Below are 15820 nucleotides of genomic sequence, written 5' to 3'. Positions count from 1 at the left end.
GCCCGGGCCCTGACCTCGGCCGTGAACAGCTGCCGTCCCGACGCGACCGTCACGTCCGAGATCTCGCCGACGACCGCGCACCGCACCAGCCGGGCACCCTGCGCCCGGGCCACCCGGTCCGCCCGGGCACACGCCCGTTCGGCGCCGTCCGACCAGTGGTCGGCGGCGGCGAGCGCCGCGAGATCGGCGCCGCCCGCCGCCCGGTGGCGGGCCGCCACCGCCTGTCCGAGGGCGAGCACCCCCGCGAACACCGCGCACAGCACGGCGATCGCGCCCACGCTCCAGACGGTGGCGGAACCCCGGTCCGCGCCCCCGTGACGCCCTTGGAGGAGCCGGGCCAGGGACCGCGCCGTCCTGCCCGCACACCCCACAGCGCCCGGCCCTTTCACCGCGCCCTCCCCTCGTTCTTGCCCGCCGTCGCCGCCCCCGTCGTCCCGCCCGCCGGGGCGAGGGGCTCCTCCGCAGCCGCCACGGCTTCCTCGCGCAGCTCGACGGGCAGTACGCGCAGCGCGGGTGGGCGTGCCACGACCACCACGCGGACCTGGTCGCCCTCCCTGCCGACGGTCACCTCCGCCCCCTGTGGCGCCACGGCGCGGGTCACCTCGAGGATCGCCTCGGGCGCGTCCTGGCGGGCCGCGGCCCGCGCGCCGGCCCTGGCCGCGTCCACGCACCGGATCTGCGCGGCCATGATCAACAGTCCGTAGACCAGCGCCGTCGCGAAGAGCACCAGCACCGGCAGCACGACGGCCGACTCCGCCGTCACGAACCCCCGGTCCCCGCGGCACACCCGCGGGGCGGCGGGACGGCGCTCCCGTCGGCGTCCCCCTCCACGCTCCCGTCCGCGCTCATGCCCCCGCACTGAGCGCCCGTTTCACGATGTCCTGGAGCTGAGCGGCGACCACGTCGCTCGTCACCACCTGGTAGAGGAGCACGGCGAAGCCCACGGCCGCCACGATCCCCATCGCGTACTCGGACGTCACCATCCCCGCGTCCCCTCGCGCCGCCCGCACCCTGCACACCAGGGCACCCAGTCGTGCCCGTACCGCCTTGTACATCCGAACCCCCATGAGGTCTCTTCGTCCCGATACATGTCCATGGCTTCGCCGACTCGGCATCCATGGCTTGCGCCGACCCGGCGCTCTTCCGCGCGCGGTGTTCACAGCGTTCGTCCCGTCACGGGCCACCCCCTTCCAGCACCCCGCCCGCGAGCCCGATGACGATGGGCAGCACGCCGACCGTGATGAAGGCGGGCAGGAAACACAGCCCCACCGGCACGGTGACCATGACGGCGGCCCGCCTGGCCCGGGCCGTCGCGGTACGCGCCCACTCGGCGCGGGTGTCGGCGGCGAGCCGGGCGACGGGTCCGGCCGCCGGCAGCCCCGAGACATCGGCCCGCTCCAGCAGCCGGGCCAGGGCCGCGGCGCCCGGCGTCGCGGCCAACCTGCGCCAGGCGGTGGCGGGTTCGCCGCCCAGCCGCACTTCGGCGGCGCCACGCGCAAGCCCCTCGCCCACGGGACCGCCCAGGGCCTCGCCCACGGCCTGCGCCGCGATCACCGGGCCGGCCCCGGCCGCGATACAGGCGGCCAGCAGGTCTGCCGCCAGCGGGAGTTGACGGGCGGCCAGCAGCGCGTCGGCCTCGTCCCCCGCACCGGCCGCCCGCTGGCGTCGGCGCCACCACCCCAGCCCCGCCGCGACGGCGGAGCCGAGCAGGAGACCCGGGACGCCACCGACCAGCGCCCATCCGGCGCAGGCCACGCCCAGCTCGGGCAACCACCGCCGTACCGCCTCCCGCGGCCCGGCCTTCCGAGGGGTCTCCTCCGGCGCCGGGCCGAGCAGTCCGGTCAGACGCCGACGCGCACCCCGTTCGCGTCGCAGAACCGCAGGCCACCGCGCCAGCCACCACAGCGCCATCGCCGCCGCCACGGTCATCCCCAGCCTGTGGACAAACTCCGCGCTCACGCCTCCCCCGCTCACGGCACCCACTCCCGACCTCCTCATTTCGCTTCGGCGGCACGGACGATCCGCAGCGCCCACCACATCCCCGCGGCTTCCAGCACCCCGCCGACCAGCAGGCAGCCCAGCCCCGCGCCGGTGTGCAGCAGGACGTGCAGGGGGTCCGCCCCGAGCGCGGCGCCCAGGGCGAGGCCGAGGACCGGCAGACAGGCGAGCATCACCACGGTGGCGCGCGGCCCCGCCAACTGCGCCCGTAGATCGGCCCGTTGCTCGCGTTCCGCCCGCAACGCCTGCTCCAGGCGGTCGAGTCCGGCGGCGAGGCCGGCGCCCTGGTCCACGGCCACCCGCCAGCACGCGGCGAGTCCCAGCAGTCCGTCGGCCCCCGGTTGTCGCGCGGCGACCGCGAGGGCCCCGGGCACGTCCCCGCCGAAGCGGGCCGCCGCAAGCACCACCGCCTGCGCCTCGCCCAGCCCTCCGGAGTCCCGCGCCGCCCGCTGCAACGCCTCCCCGGGCTGCCGTCCGGCCAGCACCTCTCCGGCGAGCGCCGCACACAACGCGATCACCGCGTCCCCTCGGCGTTCCCCGGCCCGCCCGACCTCGGCGGCCCGCCGCACCCTGCGCAGCAAGGGCACCCCGACCGCCCCCGCGACGACCGGCAGCACGGAACCGCCCAGCACCGCCAGGACCAGGCCGGCGACCGGCGCCCACCACTCGGGCCGCCATCGTCGACCGAGGGTGCGCAGACCGCGGGTGAGCCGGTCCGACGGTGGTGGGCCGCCCCCGACCACGCCGCCTCCGGCCAGGAGCAACCGCGCGCGCCTGCTTCCCGCGTACGGTCCGCCCATCAGCCAGGCAGCCGCCCCGGCACAGGCCACGGCCGCAGCCATCGGCATCTCACTCATGAGCCCCACCCGCTCCCTCCTCCTCGCTGCGCAGCAGCTCCCGCAGCCGCCCCCAGCCCTGTTCGCGGGCGAAGGCGTCCGTCCGCCACCGCAGGGCCGGCACGGTCCTCACCAGCCCGGAGCGATCCCGCTCCAGTACGTGCACCTCGGCGATCCGCCGCCGTCCGGCCGGGTCGCGCACCAGGTGCAGGACCACGGAGAGGGCCGCCGCCAACTGGCTGTGCAGCGCCGTCCGGTCGAGCCCCGCCGCCGTACCCAGCGCTTCGAGCCGGGCGGGCACGTCGGCGGCGGCGTTGGCGTGGACGGTCCCGCAGCCGCCCTCGTGGCCCGTGTTGAGGGCGGCCAGCAGATGGACGACCTCCGGACCGCGCACCTCGCCCACGACCAGCCGGTCGGGCCGCATCCGCAGGGCCTGCCGGACGAGGTCCTCGAGCGTGACGAGGCCGGCTCCCTCCTGATTGGCCGGTCTGGTCTCCAGGCGGACGACGTGCGGGTGATCCGGCCGCAGCTCCGCCGAGTCCTCCGCGAGCACGATCCGCTCCCCCGGCCCCACCAGACCCAGCAGGGCACTCAACAGGGTCGTCTTGCCGCTGCCGGTGCCTCCGCTGACCAGGAACGACAGCCGCGCCCGCACCAGAGCCCGCAGCACCCTGTCCCCTCCCGGCGGGACCGTGCCCGCCGCCACCAGCTCGCCGAGCGTGAAGGCGCGGGGCCGTACGACGCGCAGCGACAAGCAGGTGCAGCCGACGGCGACCGGTGGCAGGACCGCGTGCAGCCGGGTGCCGTCGGGCAGGCGCGCGTCCGCCCAGGGCCGTGCGTCGTCCAGGCGTCGGCCGGCCACGGCGGCGAGGCGCTGCGCGAGGCGCCGCACGGCCGCGGCGTCCGGGAAGGACACGCCGGTCAGTTCCAGGCCGCCGCCGCGGTCGACCCAGACCCGGTCCGGGGCGGAGACCAGTACGTCGGTCACCCCGGGGTCGCTGAGCAGCGGTTCGAGCGGCCCGCTGCCGATCAGCTCCGACCGCAGGTGCTCGGCCGCCCCGAGCACCTCGGCGTCCCCGAGGACCCGGCCCTGCTCGCGCAGCGCCTGCGCCACGCGCGCGGGTGTCGGTTCGGCGCCGCTGTCGGCGAGCCACTGGCGGACGCCGTCGAGGAGTGTGCCGTTCGCCCTCGCCCGTTCCAGGCCGGGCGGCGTGCTCATGAGCCGCCCGCCTCGGTCAGCGCCCGCTCCCAGAACTGCTTGCAGAAGCGGGCCAGGGGCCCGCGCGCGGCCCCGCCCGGCGGCGCCTTCCCGCCGTCCGGGCGCAGCAGCCCCGATTCGACGGGCACCTCACCGGCGAGCGGGATGCCGAGCAGCCGGGCCACTTCGCCGTCGTCGAGTCCGGGCGCGTAGGGGCCGCGCACCGCCACGCGCAGGTCACGCAGCACCATGCCGACGGCGGAGGCCACGCGTTTGCCCGCCGCGACGGCGCGCAGTTCGGCCGGGACCACGAGAAGCCCGAGGTCGAGCTGGGCGAGGACTTCGGCGACCCCGGCGTCCACACGGCGGGGGAGGTCGACGACGACCGTGCCGCCCCGGCGCCGGGCCGCGGCCAGCACCGCGCGCACGGCCTGGGGCGCGATGGCGACGCAGTCGCCCCGGTCCCAGCTGAGCACCCGCAGGGAGTGCAGTCTCGGCAGCGATTCCTCCAGTGCGCCGCCGCCGACCCGGCCGCGCGAGGCGGCGAACGCGGGCCAGCGCAGGCCTTCGGCGCTCTCACCGCCGAGGAGCACGTCGAGTCCGCCGCCCAGCGGATCGGCGTCGACCAGGAGGGTGCGCAGCCCTTCCCGCGCGGAGGTGACGGCGAGGGCGCACGCGAGCGTGGAGGCTCCGGCGCCGCCGCGTCCGCCGACCACGCCGACGGTGAGGGCGGGCCTGCCTACGCCCTCGGCGACGTCGGCGATGCGGTCGACCAGCCACTGTTCGCCGTCGGGCAGCATCAGGACGTGGTCGGCGCCGATCTCCACGGCGCGCTGCCACACCCCCGAGTCGTCCTGGTCGCGTCCCACGAGGACCACTCCTCGTCTGCGGGCGGCCCCGCGGACCCGGCGTGCCGCGTCGTCGCCGACCAGGACGAGCGGGGCGGCCTCCCAGCTGCCCCGCCGTTGCGGCATCGAGTGGTGCACCTCGGGTGTGGCGCCTGCCGCGGCGCACAGCCGCAGCAGATCGTCGAGGAGTTCCACGTCCTCGGTGACGATCAGCGGCTTGCCCGGTCCGCCTCCGGCGGTGGGTGGCGGGTCATGTGTGACGGCTCCGGTCACGGTTTTCGTCCCCCTTCGCTGCGGGTCGCCCAGTCCCTGTGGCCCCGCGATTCCCGAACGTGTGAAGAACCGGCAGACGGTCTCCATATGAACGGCCGACAGAAACCGGCCGAACGCGTCCGACAAACGGAACCGACCGTGTGAAGTCGGCCCCGAGCGGATGCGTCGGAATCACGGTGCAGCGAAGCCGGAAATCGTGTGGATCTTGGTGAAAAACTGTGGACGGCCGGACAGTTGTGAATATCGCCGTCACCCGAACCGGTGACCCCTGCACCATCTGCTGTGCGACTTCCGCAGAGGAGTCCGACGACTACGCACCGTGACGGACGCGGGGCATACCGAAGAGGCGGCCGCAGCCGCCCGGATGCGGTGCCACGACCGCGTACAGAAAGGGAAAACCCACCCGGACATGCGACGACCCCCGCCGGGGGGGAGAGCGGGGGTCGCCTTCACGGCCGACTCGGGGGGGGGAGGAGCCGGACCGCGTTAGCACGGTCGCGAACGATCCGTGACTTCCATGGTGTACCCGAGAGCCTTCTCAGGCAAACCCACGCGCCCACCTTACGCCGAATGAGCTGCCCCTATGCTCATGCTTGTGGAAAACCACTCCTTGCCCCGCACAGCGGCCTTCTTTGACCTGGACAAGACGGTCATTGCGAAGTCGAGCACGCTCACCTTCAGCAAGTCCTTCTACCAAGGCGGTCTGATCAACCGCAGGGCTGCCCTGCGGACCGCATACGCCCAGTTCGTCTTCCTCGTCGGCGGTATGGACCACGACCAGATGGAGCGGACGCGCGAGTACCTGTCCGCTCTCGTACGGGGGTGGAACGTCCGTCAGGTGAAGGAGATCGTCGCCGAGACCCTTCACGACCTCATCGACCCGTTGATCTACGACGAGGCGGCGTCCCTGATCGAGGAGCACCACACGGCCGGCCGCGACGTGGTGATCGTGTCCACCTCGGGCGCCGAGGTGGTGGAGCCGATCGGCGAACTGCTCGGAGCGGACCGCGTGGTCGCCACCCGGATGGTCGTGGGCGAGGACGGCTGCTTCACCGGCGAGGTGGAGTACTACGCGTACGGCCCGACGAAAGCGGAAGCGATCAAGGAGCTGGCCGAGTCCGAGGGCTACGACCTCGCGCGCTGCTACGCCTACAGCGACTCGGCGACCGATCTGCCGATGCTGGAGACCGTGGGCAACCCGCACGCCGTGAACCCGGACCGGGCCCTGCGGCGCGAGGCCGTCGCGCGCGGGTGGCCGATTCTCGACTTCCACCGGCCGGTGCGTCTCAAGCAGCGGATCGCCACGTTCTCCGTACCGCCCCGCCCCGCGCTCGTCGCGGCCGCGGCCATAGGAGCGGCGGCGGCCACCGCCGGCCTGGTCTGGTACGCGAACCGACGCCGGGCGGCGACGGTCTGAGGCGCGCCCCGCGCGCGGGACGGCCACCGGCACCGGGCGCCGCCCGTTTAAAACCTCTTTGGGAGCAAAAAGCAAAGAAGCGATGCCGGCACTTCCGCTTGTCCGGGACCTGGAGTACAAAGGACTTAACGGCCCGCGAGACCAAGGACATCCGAGAGGATCACCTTAATAACGCATTCGGCCCCACGGACCGCGCATGACCACTGGGCACCCACGCGACGTCGACCCGTCGATTACGGGCCAGCCGCACCAGGTGACGGGCAAAGCTCCCGGCCTGATGGGCATATATCGAGGACGCTTGGTAACCGGGTGAGCATGCCAGCGGCGGTACGGATTCCGTACCGCCGCAACCCTTTTCCGGGCCTTCGCGCGAGACTTCCCCGAGCCCCGAGCCCCGAGCCCCGAGCCTCCGAGCACGAGTTCGAGCCAGAGCCAGGGGCCCGTGCTCGCGCCCGCCCCACGCGTGCGTGCGCGCCCCGCTACGCCGCGCCGCGCTGGAGCGCCTCGCAGACCGCCGTCGACTCGCGCGCGCCCAGTTCGACGGCCCTTCCGCAGTGGGTGATCCAGGCCGCCATCCCTTCGGGGGTGCCGGAGACGTAGCCGTCGAGGGCCGCCGTGTAGGCCGCCCGTCCGAGTTCGGCGTGCCCCACCTCGGCCGGGCACACCGACTTCGGGTCGAGGCCGCTGCCGATCAGCACGATCCGTTCGGCGGCCCGCGCGACCAGGCCGTTGTGCGAGGTGAAGGGGCGCAGGGCCAGCAGTTCGCCGTGCACGACGGAGGCGGTCACCAGGGCCGGCGCGGACCCGCCCGCGATGATCAGCTCAGACAGTCCCTCGAGCCGGCCCGCCACCTCGTCGGCGGCCGGCAACGGCAGTTCGATCAGCGGTTCGTCGACGGCCTCGCCGGCCTGTCGCGGCCGTCCGACCTCGTCGCCGTTGGTCGCCGCGGCCACCAGGTGCAGCCGCGCCAGCACGCGCAGCGGCGACTGCCGCCAGATGGAGAGCAGCTGGCCCGCCTCGGCGGACAGCCGCAGCGCGGCACCCATGACACGTGCCTCGTCGTCGGCACCGAAGTCGGTGCGCCTGCGGACCTCCTCCAGCGCCCAGTCCGCTCCGGACAGGGCCGCCGAGCCCCGCGCGCCGCGCAGCGCGGCCTCCGAGGTGATCTCGGTGCTGCGGCGCCGCATGACGCGGTGCCCATAGACCCGGTCCACGGACTTGCGCATGGACTCCACGGACTCGGCCACACCGGGCAGGGAGCCCAGGGCCGCAAGCGGATCGGCGGACGCGCCAGTCGTACTCATGAGTACGACACTACGCAACCCGCGCGCGCACCCCACGAAGGAGTGGTCTTCTTCACGCCTGCCTGTCACGCACAGCCATTGCCGCACTACGCTTGGTGAACATGAAAATTGCTTTCGTCGGCAAGGGTGGCAGCGGCAAGACCACCCTGTCCTCCTTGTTCGTCCGCCACCTCGTCGCCGGCGGAGCTCCCGTGATCGCGGTCGACGCGGACATCAACCAGCACTTGGGGCCGGCGCTCGGCCTCGACGAGGCGGAGGCCGCCGCCCTCCCCGCGATGGGCGACCGGCTGCCGCTGATCAAGGACTTCCTGCGCGGCTCCAACCCGCGGGTCGCCTCGGCCGAGACGATGATCAAGACGACCCCGCCCGGCGAGGGCTCCCGGCTTCTGCGGGTGCGCGGGGACAACCCGGTGTACGACGCCTGCGCCCGGCCGGTGGAACTCGACGGCGGCGCCGTCCGTTTGATGGTCACGGGCCCCTTCACCGACGCCGACCTCGGAGTCTCCTGCTACCACTCCAAGACCGGGGCGGTGGAGCTGTACCTGAACCACCTGGTGGACGGCCGTGACGAGTACGTGGTGGTCGACATGACCGCGGGCTCGGACTCCTTCGCCTCCGGCTTGTTCACCCGCTTCGACCTCACGTTCCTCGTCGCCGAACCGACCCGGAAGGGAGTCTCCGTCTACCGCCAGTACAAGGAGTACGCCCGCGACTTCGGCGTCCAACTGAAGGTCGTCGGCAACAAGGTGCAGGGCCAGGACGACCTCGACTTCCTGCGCGCGGAGGCCGGGGACGACCTGCTCGTGACCGTCGGGCACTCGGACTGGGTGCGCGCCATGGAGAAGGGCAGGCCGCCCCGGTTCGAGCTGCTGGAGGACACCAACCGCCAGGCCCTCCGGCTGCTGAGGAAGACGGCCGACGCCGCGTACGACCGGCGCGACTGGGAGCGATACACCCGGCAGATGGCGCACTTCCACCTGCGCAACGCCGAGGCCTGGGGCAACGAACGCACCGGGACCGATCTCGCCGCGCAGATCGACCCCGGATTCGTCCTCGGCGAAACCCTCGCGGCCACGGTCTGAGCGCTCGCCGGGAACGGCTCCCCCTACGGCGTCCCGCGTTCGTGCCCGCTCGGCAGGCGTCGTCTCCCGGTGACGACGCCTGCCGACGCGGGCGTCTACCGCCTGACGGCCGGGGCCCCGGGGACTCCCTTGGGCGCCGGGGCGGGGCCGCCGTGCAGGAAGGAGGCCCAGCCGGGCTTGGGGGCCTCGCCCACGTCCAGGGTGCGCAGCGTGGCCAGGGTCTGCGGGTCCTGTGCGTCCAGCCAGTCGGCGAGCTGCCGGAAGGACACGCAGCGCACGTCCGGCTTGTTGCAGACGTTCTCGACGACCTCCTCGACGGCCCGCATGTACACGCCGCCGTTCCAGGACTCGAAGTGGTTGCCGATGATCAGTGGCGCGCGGTTGCCGTCGTAGGCCCGGTGGAAGCCCGCGAGCAGACCGTCACGCATCTGGTCGCCCCAGAACTCCTGCTTGTCGGGGTCGCCCTGCGTCTTGGTGCCGGACTGGTTGACCATGAAGTTGTAGTCCATGGTGAGCTGCTCGTAGTGGTGCCCGGGGAAGGGCACGAGCTGCATGGACAGGTCCCACAGGCCCTCCTTCTTGCCGGGCCACACCTGGTTGTTGACGCCGCTGGTGTCGTAGCGGAAGCCCAGCTCGCGGGCGGCCTTCATGAAGTTCTTCTGGCCCTCCAGACACGGGGTGCGGGCGCCGATGAGCTCCTTGTCGTAGTCGAAGGGCAGCGGCGCCGCGTTCTTCATGCCGGTGTTGGTCTTCCAGGTCCGCACGAACTGCTTGGCCTGGGCGATCTCGTCCTTCCACTCCTCGACCGACCACTGGCCGACGCCGCCGTCCTTCCCGCAGAAGTGGCCGTTGAAGTGGGTGCCGATCTCGTTGCCCTCCAGCCACGCCATGCGCAGCTGCTCCACGGTGTCGGCGATGCCCCGCTCGTCGTTGAAGCCGATGTCGCTGCGGCCCGGTGAGTGCTGCGGCGGTCTGTAGAGGTCGGCCTTCGCCTCGGGCAGCATGTACACGCCGCTCAGGAAGTAGGTCATCGTGGCGTGGTTGGCCTTGGAGACCTTGCGGAAGTGGGAGAACAGGCGCTGGCTGTCCTCACCGGCGCCGTCCCAGGAGAAGACCACGAACTGCGGCGGCTTCTGGCCCGGCTTCAGCCGTTCGGGCCGGGGCAGGTGGGGCTGTGCTCCCGTGTACGCGGTGGAGCCGTCGCCGATCAGGCGGACCGCGCTCTTGGGGACGGCCGGAGCCGGTTTCACCTTCTGCGGACCCGGGACGCCCTCCTCGGCGCCGCCGGAGCCCCCGGTTCCCGTGGCACATCCGGCGAGTGATGCTGCGACAGCCGCGGCGACCACTGCGCCCGCGGCGATCCTCTGGGTGGCGGCCATCTTCCGCCCACCTTCTTCCTTCTCTCGGCCAACGCCGACGATGGCGTTCTTCGGTGACGCGCCGGGACGAGCCGGCGGCGCCGTCAAGGTCGCACGGAGCCGGGAAGGAATTAGTACGACAAGCCGATGAAAAGACCGCTTCACTCCCTTGGATGATTAGCTGCCCCATTTGCCGCAAAAATCCAGGCGTGACCTTTACTCTGCATTACGATCTGTTTACCGAGCGTTGATTTCATCCCGCCGCTGCACGCCGTGACCCACGGCCGCGACCACCCCCGCACCGATCGGGGGACCACCTGTTCCGCGACCGCGCTGCCCCGGAGGAGACGGGAAACATGTCCGCCTGCGCCCCCACCCGTACCGCCCACTCGACGTCCACCGAGCACGCCCACCAGCCCCACAGCCCGCCACCGGCACCGCGTCGCCGCTTCGGCATCGCCGGCGCCGACGTGTCCGCTTCCATCGCGGTCTTCCTGATCGCATTGCCGCTCTCCCTCGGCATCGCCCTCGCCACCGGAGCGCCCCTCCAGGCCGGCCTGGTCGCCGCGGCCGTGGGCGGGATCGTCGCCGGCTGGATCGGCGGCGCCCCGCTCCAGGTCAGCGGCCCGGCGGCCGGCCTGACCGTGGTCACCGCCGACCTCATCCAGCGCTACGGCTGGCGGACGACCTGCGCCATCACCGTCCTCGCCGGACTGGCCCAACTGGGTCTCGGCTCCCTGCGGGTCGCGCGCACCGCCCTCGCCGTCAGCCCCGCCATCGTGCACGGCATGCTCGCCGGCATCGGCGTCACCATCGCCGTCGCCCAACTGCACGTGGTCCTCGGCGGTAACCCGCAGAGTTCGGTCCTCGACAACCTGCGCGCCCTGCCCGCCCAAATGGCCGCGCTGCAACCCGCGGCCCTGGCCATGAGCACGCTGACCCTGACGCTGCTGCTGCTCTGGCCGCGTCTCCCCGGCCGGGCGGGCCGCCTGCTGAACAAGGTGCCCGCCGCGCTCGTCGCCGTCACCGGCGCCACCGCCACCGCCGCGCTCGCCGGTCTCACCCTGCCGAAGGTGGATCTGCCGTCCTGGAGCAGTCACGCCCTGGCCGGGCTGCCCGAGGGGCCGGTGCTCGGGCTCGTCGCCGCCGTCCTCACCACCACGATGGTGTGCAGTGTGCAGTCGCTGCTCGGCGCCGTCGCCGTCGACAAACTGACCAGCGGACGCCCGGGCCCGCTCGGCCCGCCCGCCGGCCGGGTCGGCCGTGCCGACCTGAACCGGGAGCTCCTGGGCCAGGGCGCGGCCAACATCGTCTCCGGGGCCCTCGGCGGACTGCCGGTGGCAGGGGTCGCCGTACGCAGTTCGGCGAATGTGCGAGCCGGGGCCGTGAGCCGGAACTCCACGATGCTGCACGGCGTTCTCGTAGTAGTCGCCGCGCTGCTGATGGTCCCGATCCTGGATCTCATCCCGCTCGCCTCACTCGCCGCCCTGGTGATGGCCGTCGGCATCCAGATGGTGTCCCTGCACCACATTCGCACGGTGACCCGCCACCGAGAGGTGCTGGTGTACGTCGTCACCACCCTCGGCGTGGTCCTCATGGGCGTCCTGGAGGGCGTGACGCTCGGCATCGCCGTCGCCGTGGCCGTCGCCCTGCACCGCCTCGCCCGCACCCGCATCACGCACCACGAGAGGGAAGGAGTCCATCACGTCCACGTCAGAGGCCAGTTGACGTTCCTCGCCGTACCGCGGCTCAGCCGCATCCTGCACCTCGTACCGCACGGCACGCACGCGGTGGTCGAGTTGACCGGCTCCTTCATGGACCACGCCGCGTACGAGTCCTTGCAGGACTGGCAGAAGACGCACACCGCGCAGGGCGGCACCGTCGAGCTGACCGGCCGCCGCTCCGGCACGGCACTGGACACGGCACTCGACACGGCAGCCGGCGTCGGACCGGACCTCGACGCCGACGCTGACCCCGACGGCAGCACCGGGCCGGCCGACGGGCGCGACCGGCGCGCGAACACGGGACCGGAACCGACAGCCCCACGGGCCCTCGGACGAGACCTCGACCACGCCCACGCGCCCGCCGCAGAGGTTCCGATCGCCGACTGCCGGTGCAGGCCCTGGACGCCGTGGCGCAACCACCGGTGCGAAGTCCCACGAGAGACATATGCGGCGACCGAGCCGCCCGGAACAGCTCGGCGGAAGGAGACGACAGGACCGGCACGGTCAGCGGCGCCGGGAAAGCCCGGCGAGGCCGAAGAGCGGACGCGACCGGGTCACCCCGACGCCCCGGAGGAAAACGACCGGCCCCAGCGACCTGAGCGGCCTGAACAACAGGAGCGACCTGAGCGCCCTCACCGAGCCGACCAACCGGAACGACCGGCCCCACCGCTCCGGCCGAACCGAACAGCTCAGCCGGAGCAGCAGCCGGACCGGCCGGGCCCGTCACGGCGGCCGGACCAGCCGACCCGACCGGACCGACCGGTCCGGCGGCCCGTCGAGCCGGGTGGGCATCAGCTGGTCCGTGGCATCAGCGCGTTCCAGCGCAACACCGCGCCGCTGGTGCGGGGTGAGCTGGCGCGGTTGGCCCGGGAGGGCCAGCGGCCGACCCAGCTCTTCCTCACCTGCGCCGACTCACGCCTGGTCACGTCGATGATCACATCCAGTGGTCCGGGAGACCTGTTCGTCGTGCGCAACGTGGGCAACCTCGTGCCGGCGCCCGGCGAGGAGAGCGGGGACGACTCCGTGGCCGCCGCGATCGAGTACGCGGTGGAGGTGCTGCACGTACGGTCCATCACGGTGTGCGGGCACTCCGGATGCGGCGCCATGCAGGCGCTGCTCGACTCCGAACCGGGCGGTGCGCGGACCCCGTTGCAGCGGTGGCTGCGACACGGGGTGCCGAGCCTGGAGCGGATGGCCGACGACGACCGTGCACCGGCCCGGCTCGCCGGTCGGGCAGCGGCGGACGCGGTCGAGCAGCTCTGTCTGACCAACGTGGTGCAGCAGTTGGAGCACCTCCGGGCCCACGAGTCGGTGGCGCGGGCCCTGCGGAGCGGGGCGCTCGAACTGCACGGTCTGTACTTCCACGTGGGTGAGGCACAGACCTACCTGCTCTCCGGATCGCCGGAGGGTGACGACGCCCTCTTCGGCCACGTCGGGACGGCGAACCTGTCGGCCTGAGCCGTCCGCGGCCTTCCGCCCACCCGGAGGCCGCGGATGTGAAAGGCGTTACACCGGCTGAACTCCGCCTGCCGCTCGTCCGTGGGTACGGATGAGCGGCAGGCCCACCCGCAGCCACCTGCACCCCCGACAGCTCATGGCTGCGCCCGCGCCCTCCCGCACGGGAGTGCAGCGGAAGCGCGCCCTCGAAAGGTCTAAACCAATTTTCCGTCGGCCCTTGTCACCGGACCCCTGGGTCTGATGAGCTGTGGCCTGGGACACAACGGACACGGACACCCTTCGAGAGGGAGATGTCGTGAGCAACGAATCCTTGGCCAACCTGCTCAAGGAAGAGCGCAGGTTCGCGCCGCCCGCGGATCTGGCGGCCGCCGCCAACGTCACGGCGGAGGCGTACGAGCAGGCCAAGGCTGACAGGCTCGGTTTCTGGGCCGAGCAGGCCCGCCGGCTGACCTGGGCCAAGGAGCCGACCGAGACGCTGGACTGGTCGAACCCGCCGTTCGCGAAGTGGTTCAAGGACGGCGAACTCAACGTCGCCTACAACTGCGTCGACCGGCACGTCGAGGCCGGGCTCGGGGACCGGGTCGCCATCCACTTCGAGGGCGAGCCCGGCGACAGCCGCGCCATCACCTACGCCGAGCTCAAGGACGAGGTGTCGAAGGCCGCCAACGCCCTGCTGGAGCTGGGGGTCCGCAAGGGCGACCGGGTCGCCGTCTACATGCCGATGATCCCGGAGACGGCGGTCGCCATGCTGGCCTGCGCCCGGATCGGCGCGGCGCACTCCGTGGTGTTCGGCGGCTTCTCGGCGGACGCGCTGGCCACCCGCATCCAGGACGCGGACGCCAAGGTCGTCATCACGTCCGACGGCGGCTACCGGCGCGGCAAGCCGTCCGCGCTGAAGCCGGCCGTCGACGACGCGGCCGACCGGGCCGGGAACGTCGAGCACGTGCTCGTCGTCCGGCGCACGGGCCAGGACGTCGCCTGGAACGACGAACGCGACGTGTGGTGGCACGAGATCGTCGAGCGGCAGCCGGCGGAGCACACGCCCGAGGCGTTCGAGGCCGAGCACCCGCTGTTCATCCTCTACACCTCCGGCACCACGGGTAAGCCGAAGGGCATCCTGCACACCTCCGGCGGCTACCTCACGCAGACCGCCTACACGCACCACGCGGTCTTCGACCTCAAGCCGGAGACCGACGTCTACTGGTGCACGGCCGACGTCGGCTGGGTCACCGGCCACTCGTACATCGTGTACGGCCCCCTGGCCAACGGCGCGACGCAGGTCATGTACGAGGGCACCCCCGACACCCCGCACCAGGGCCGCTTCTGGGAGATCGTGCAGAAGTACGGGGTGACGATCCTGTACACGGCGCCGACCGCCATCCGCACGTTCATGAAGTGGGGCGACGACATCCCCGCGAAGTTCGATCTCGGCAGCCTGCGCGTGCTCGGCTCGGTCGGTGAGCCGATCAACCCCGAGGCCTGGATCTGGTACCGCAAGCACATCGGCGCGGACCGCACGCCGATCGTCGACACCTGGTGGCAGACCGAGACCGGCGCGATGATGATCTCGCCGCTGCCGGGCGTCACCGCGACCAAGCCCGGCTCCGCGCAGACCCCGCTCCCCGGCATCTCCGCGACCGTCGTCGACGACGAGGCCAACGAGGTCCCGAACGGCGGCGGCGGCTATCTGGTCCTCACCGAGCCGTGGCCGTCGATGCTGCGCACCATCTGGGGCGACGACCAGCGTTTCCTCGACACCTACTGGTCGCGCTTCGAGGGCAAGTACTTCGCCGGCGACGGCGCGAAGAAGGACGACGACGGTGACGTCTGGCTCCTCGGCCGCGTCGACGACGTGATGCTCGTGTCGGGCCACAACATCTCCACCACGGAGGTCGAGTCGGCGCTCGTGTCCCACCCGTCGGTCGCCGAGGCGGCCGTCGTCGGAGCTAAGGACGAGACCACCGGGCAGGCCATCGTCGCCTTCGTCATCCTGCGCGGCACGGCCGACGCCGACGACGCGCAGCTGGTCGCCGACCTGCGCAACCACGTCGGCAGCACGCTCGGCCCGATCGCCAAGCCGAAGCAGATCCACCCCGTCACGGAGCTGCCCAAGACCCGTTCCGGGAAGATCATGCGCCGGCTGCTGCGGGACATCGCCGAGCGGCGGGAACTCGGAGACGTCACGACCCTGACCGACTCCTCCGTCATGGACCTCATCCAGGCGAAGCTCCCGGCCGCGCCCAGCGAGGACTAGGGGCAGGTCGACGAGGGCACCCGGCGGTGGGCGCGCCGGGTGCCCTCGTCGCATCTATCGTGGGCAGCAC

The 15820-nt window shown here is 72.6% G+C and carries 12 protein-coding genes and 1 pseudogene; 4 read left to right on the top strand and 9 right to left on the bottom strand.

The window, feature by feature from the left end:
* Window positions 1-17: 17 nt before the first annotated feature.
* The 7 genes and pseudogenes from Saso_RS20350 to ssd all read right to left on the bottom strand — a co-directional run.
* A pseudogene (locus tag Saso_RS20350) lies at window positions 18-251 on the bottom strand (Rv3654c family TadE-like protein); the annotation flags it as partial.
* Window positions 252-385: 134 nt separating this feature from the next.
* Window positions 386-763 carry a TadE family type IV pilus minor pilin gene (locus Saso_RS20345; protein ID WP_189926990.1) on the bottom strand — a complete coding sequence of 126 codons (378 nt, stop codon included), beginning with the start codon at window positions 761-763 and terminating at the stop codon, window positions 386-388.
* 82 nt (window positions 764-845) lie between these two features.
* Window positions 846-1055 (bottom strand): DUF4244 domain-containing protein, encoded by a 210-nt coding sequence (locus tag Saso_RS20340; protein ID WP_189927106.1) that lies wholly within the window; start codon window positions 1053-1055, stop codon window positions 846-848.
* A 118-nt stretch (window positions 1056-1173) separates the two neighbouring features.
* Window positions 1174-1959 carry a type II secretion system F family protein gene (locus Saso_RS20335; RefSeq protein ID WP_189926991.1) on the bottom strand — a complete coding sequence of 262 codons (786 nt, stop codon included), beginning with the start codon at window positions 1957-1959 and terminating at the stop codon, window positions 1174-1176.
* 35 nt (window positions 1960-1994) lie between these two features.
* A complete protein-coding gene (locus tag Saso_RS20330) occupies window positions 1995-2855 on the bottom strand; it encodes a type II secretion system F family protein (protein ID WP_372442458.1) in 861 nt (286 codons plus the stop codon).
* Window positions 2848-4053: a TadA family conjugal transfer-associated ATPase gene (locus Saso_RS20325; RefSeq protein WP_189926992.1), complete on the bottom strand. Its 1206-nt coding sequence runs from the start codon at window positions 4051-4053 to the stop codon at window positions 2848-2850. Before Saso_RS20325 ends, Saso_RS20330 begins: the two co-directional genes overlap by 8 nt.
* Complete coding sequence (gene ssd, locus Saso_RS20320; RefSeq protein ID WP_189926993.1) at window positions 4050-5153, bottom strand: septum site-determining protein Ssd; 1104 nt, start codon at window positions 5151-5153, stop codon at window positions 4050-4052. Before ssd ends, Saso_RS20325 begins: the two co-directional genes overlap by 4 nt.
* A gap of 583 nt (window positions 5154-5736) precedes the next feature.
* Between ssd and Saso_RS20315 the strand changes: the two genes are divergently transcribed.
* On the top strand, window positions 5737-6570 hold the full coding sequence (locus Saso_RS20315; RefSeq protein ID WP_189926994.1) for an HAD family hydrolase: 834 nt from the start codon (window positions 5737-5739) through the stop codon (window positions 6568-6570).
* Between the two features lie 479 nt (window positions 6571-7049).
* On the opposite strand, the gene Saso_RS20310 is transcribed toward Saso_RS20315, so the two are convergent.
* Window positions 7050-7874 carry a Fic family protein gene (locus Saso_RS20310; RefSeq protein ID WP_189926995.1) on the bottom strand — a complete coding sequence of 275 codons (825 nt, stop codon included), beginning with the start codon at window positions 7872-7874 and terminating at the stop codon, window positions 7050-7052.
* A 101-nt stretch (window positions 7875-7975) separates the two neighbouring features.
* On the opposite strand from Saso_RS20310, the gene Saso_RS20305 reads away from it, so the two are divergent.
* Window positions 7976-8956 (top strand): ATP-binding protein, encoded by a 981-nt coding sequence (locus Saso_RS20305; RefSeq protein WP_189926996.1) that lies wholly within the window; start codon window positions 7976-7978, stop codon window positions 8954-8956.
* 95 nt (window positions 8957-9051) lie between these two features.
* On the opposite strand, the gene Saso_RS20300 is transcribed toward Saso_RS20305, so the two are convergent.
* Window positions 9052-10335 carry a polysaccharide deacetylase family protein gene (locus Saso_RS20300; RefSeq protein WP_189926997.1) on the bottom strand — a complete coding sequence of 428 codons (1284 nt, stop codon included), beginning with the start codon at window positions 10333-10335 and terminating at the stop codon, window positions 9052-9054.
* A 335-nt stretch (window positions 10336-10670) separates the two neighbouring features.
* Between Saso_RS20300 and Saso_RS20295 the strand changes: the two genes are divergently transcribed.
* The gene (locus Saso_RS20295) at window positions 10671-13496 is read left to right on the top strand and encodes a SulP family inorganic anion transporter (protein ID WP_189926998.1); all 2826 of its coding nucleotides are present in this window, start codon (window positions 10671-10673) and stop codon (window positions 13494-13496) included.
* A 295-nt stretch (window positions 13497-13791) separates the two neighbouring features.
* On the top strand, window positions 13792-15750 hold the full coding sequence (gene acs / locus Saso_RS20290) for an acetate--CoA ligase (RefSeq protein ID WP_189926999.1): 1959 nt from the start codon (window positions 13792-13794) through the stop codon (window positions 15748-15750).
* Window positions 15751-15820: the final 70 nt, after the last annotated feature.

It is taken from the genome of Streptomyces asoensis (assembly GCF_016860545.1).
GTDB classification, from domain to species: Bacteria; Actinomycetota; Actinomycetes; order Streptomycetales; family Streptomycetaceae; genus Streptomyces; species Streptomyces asoensis.
This window is presented reverse-complemented; position numbering and strand designations above follow the sequence as displayed.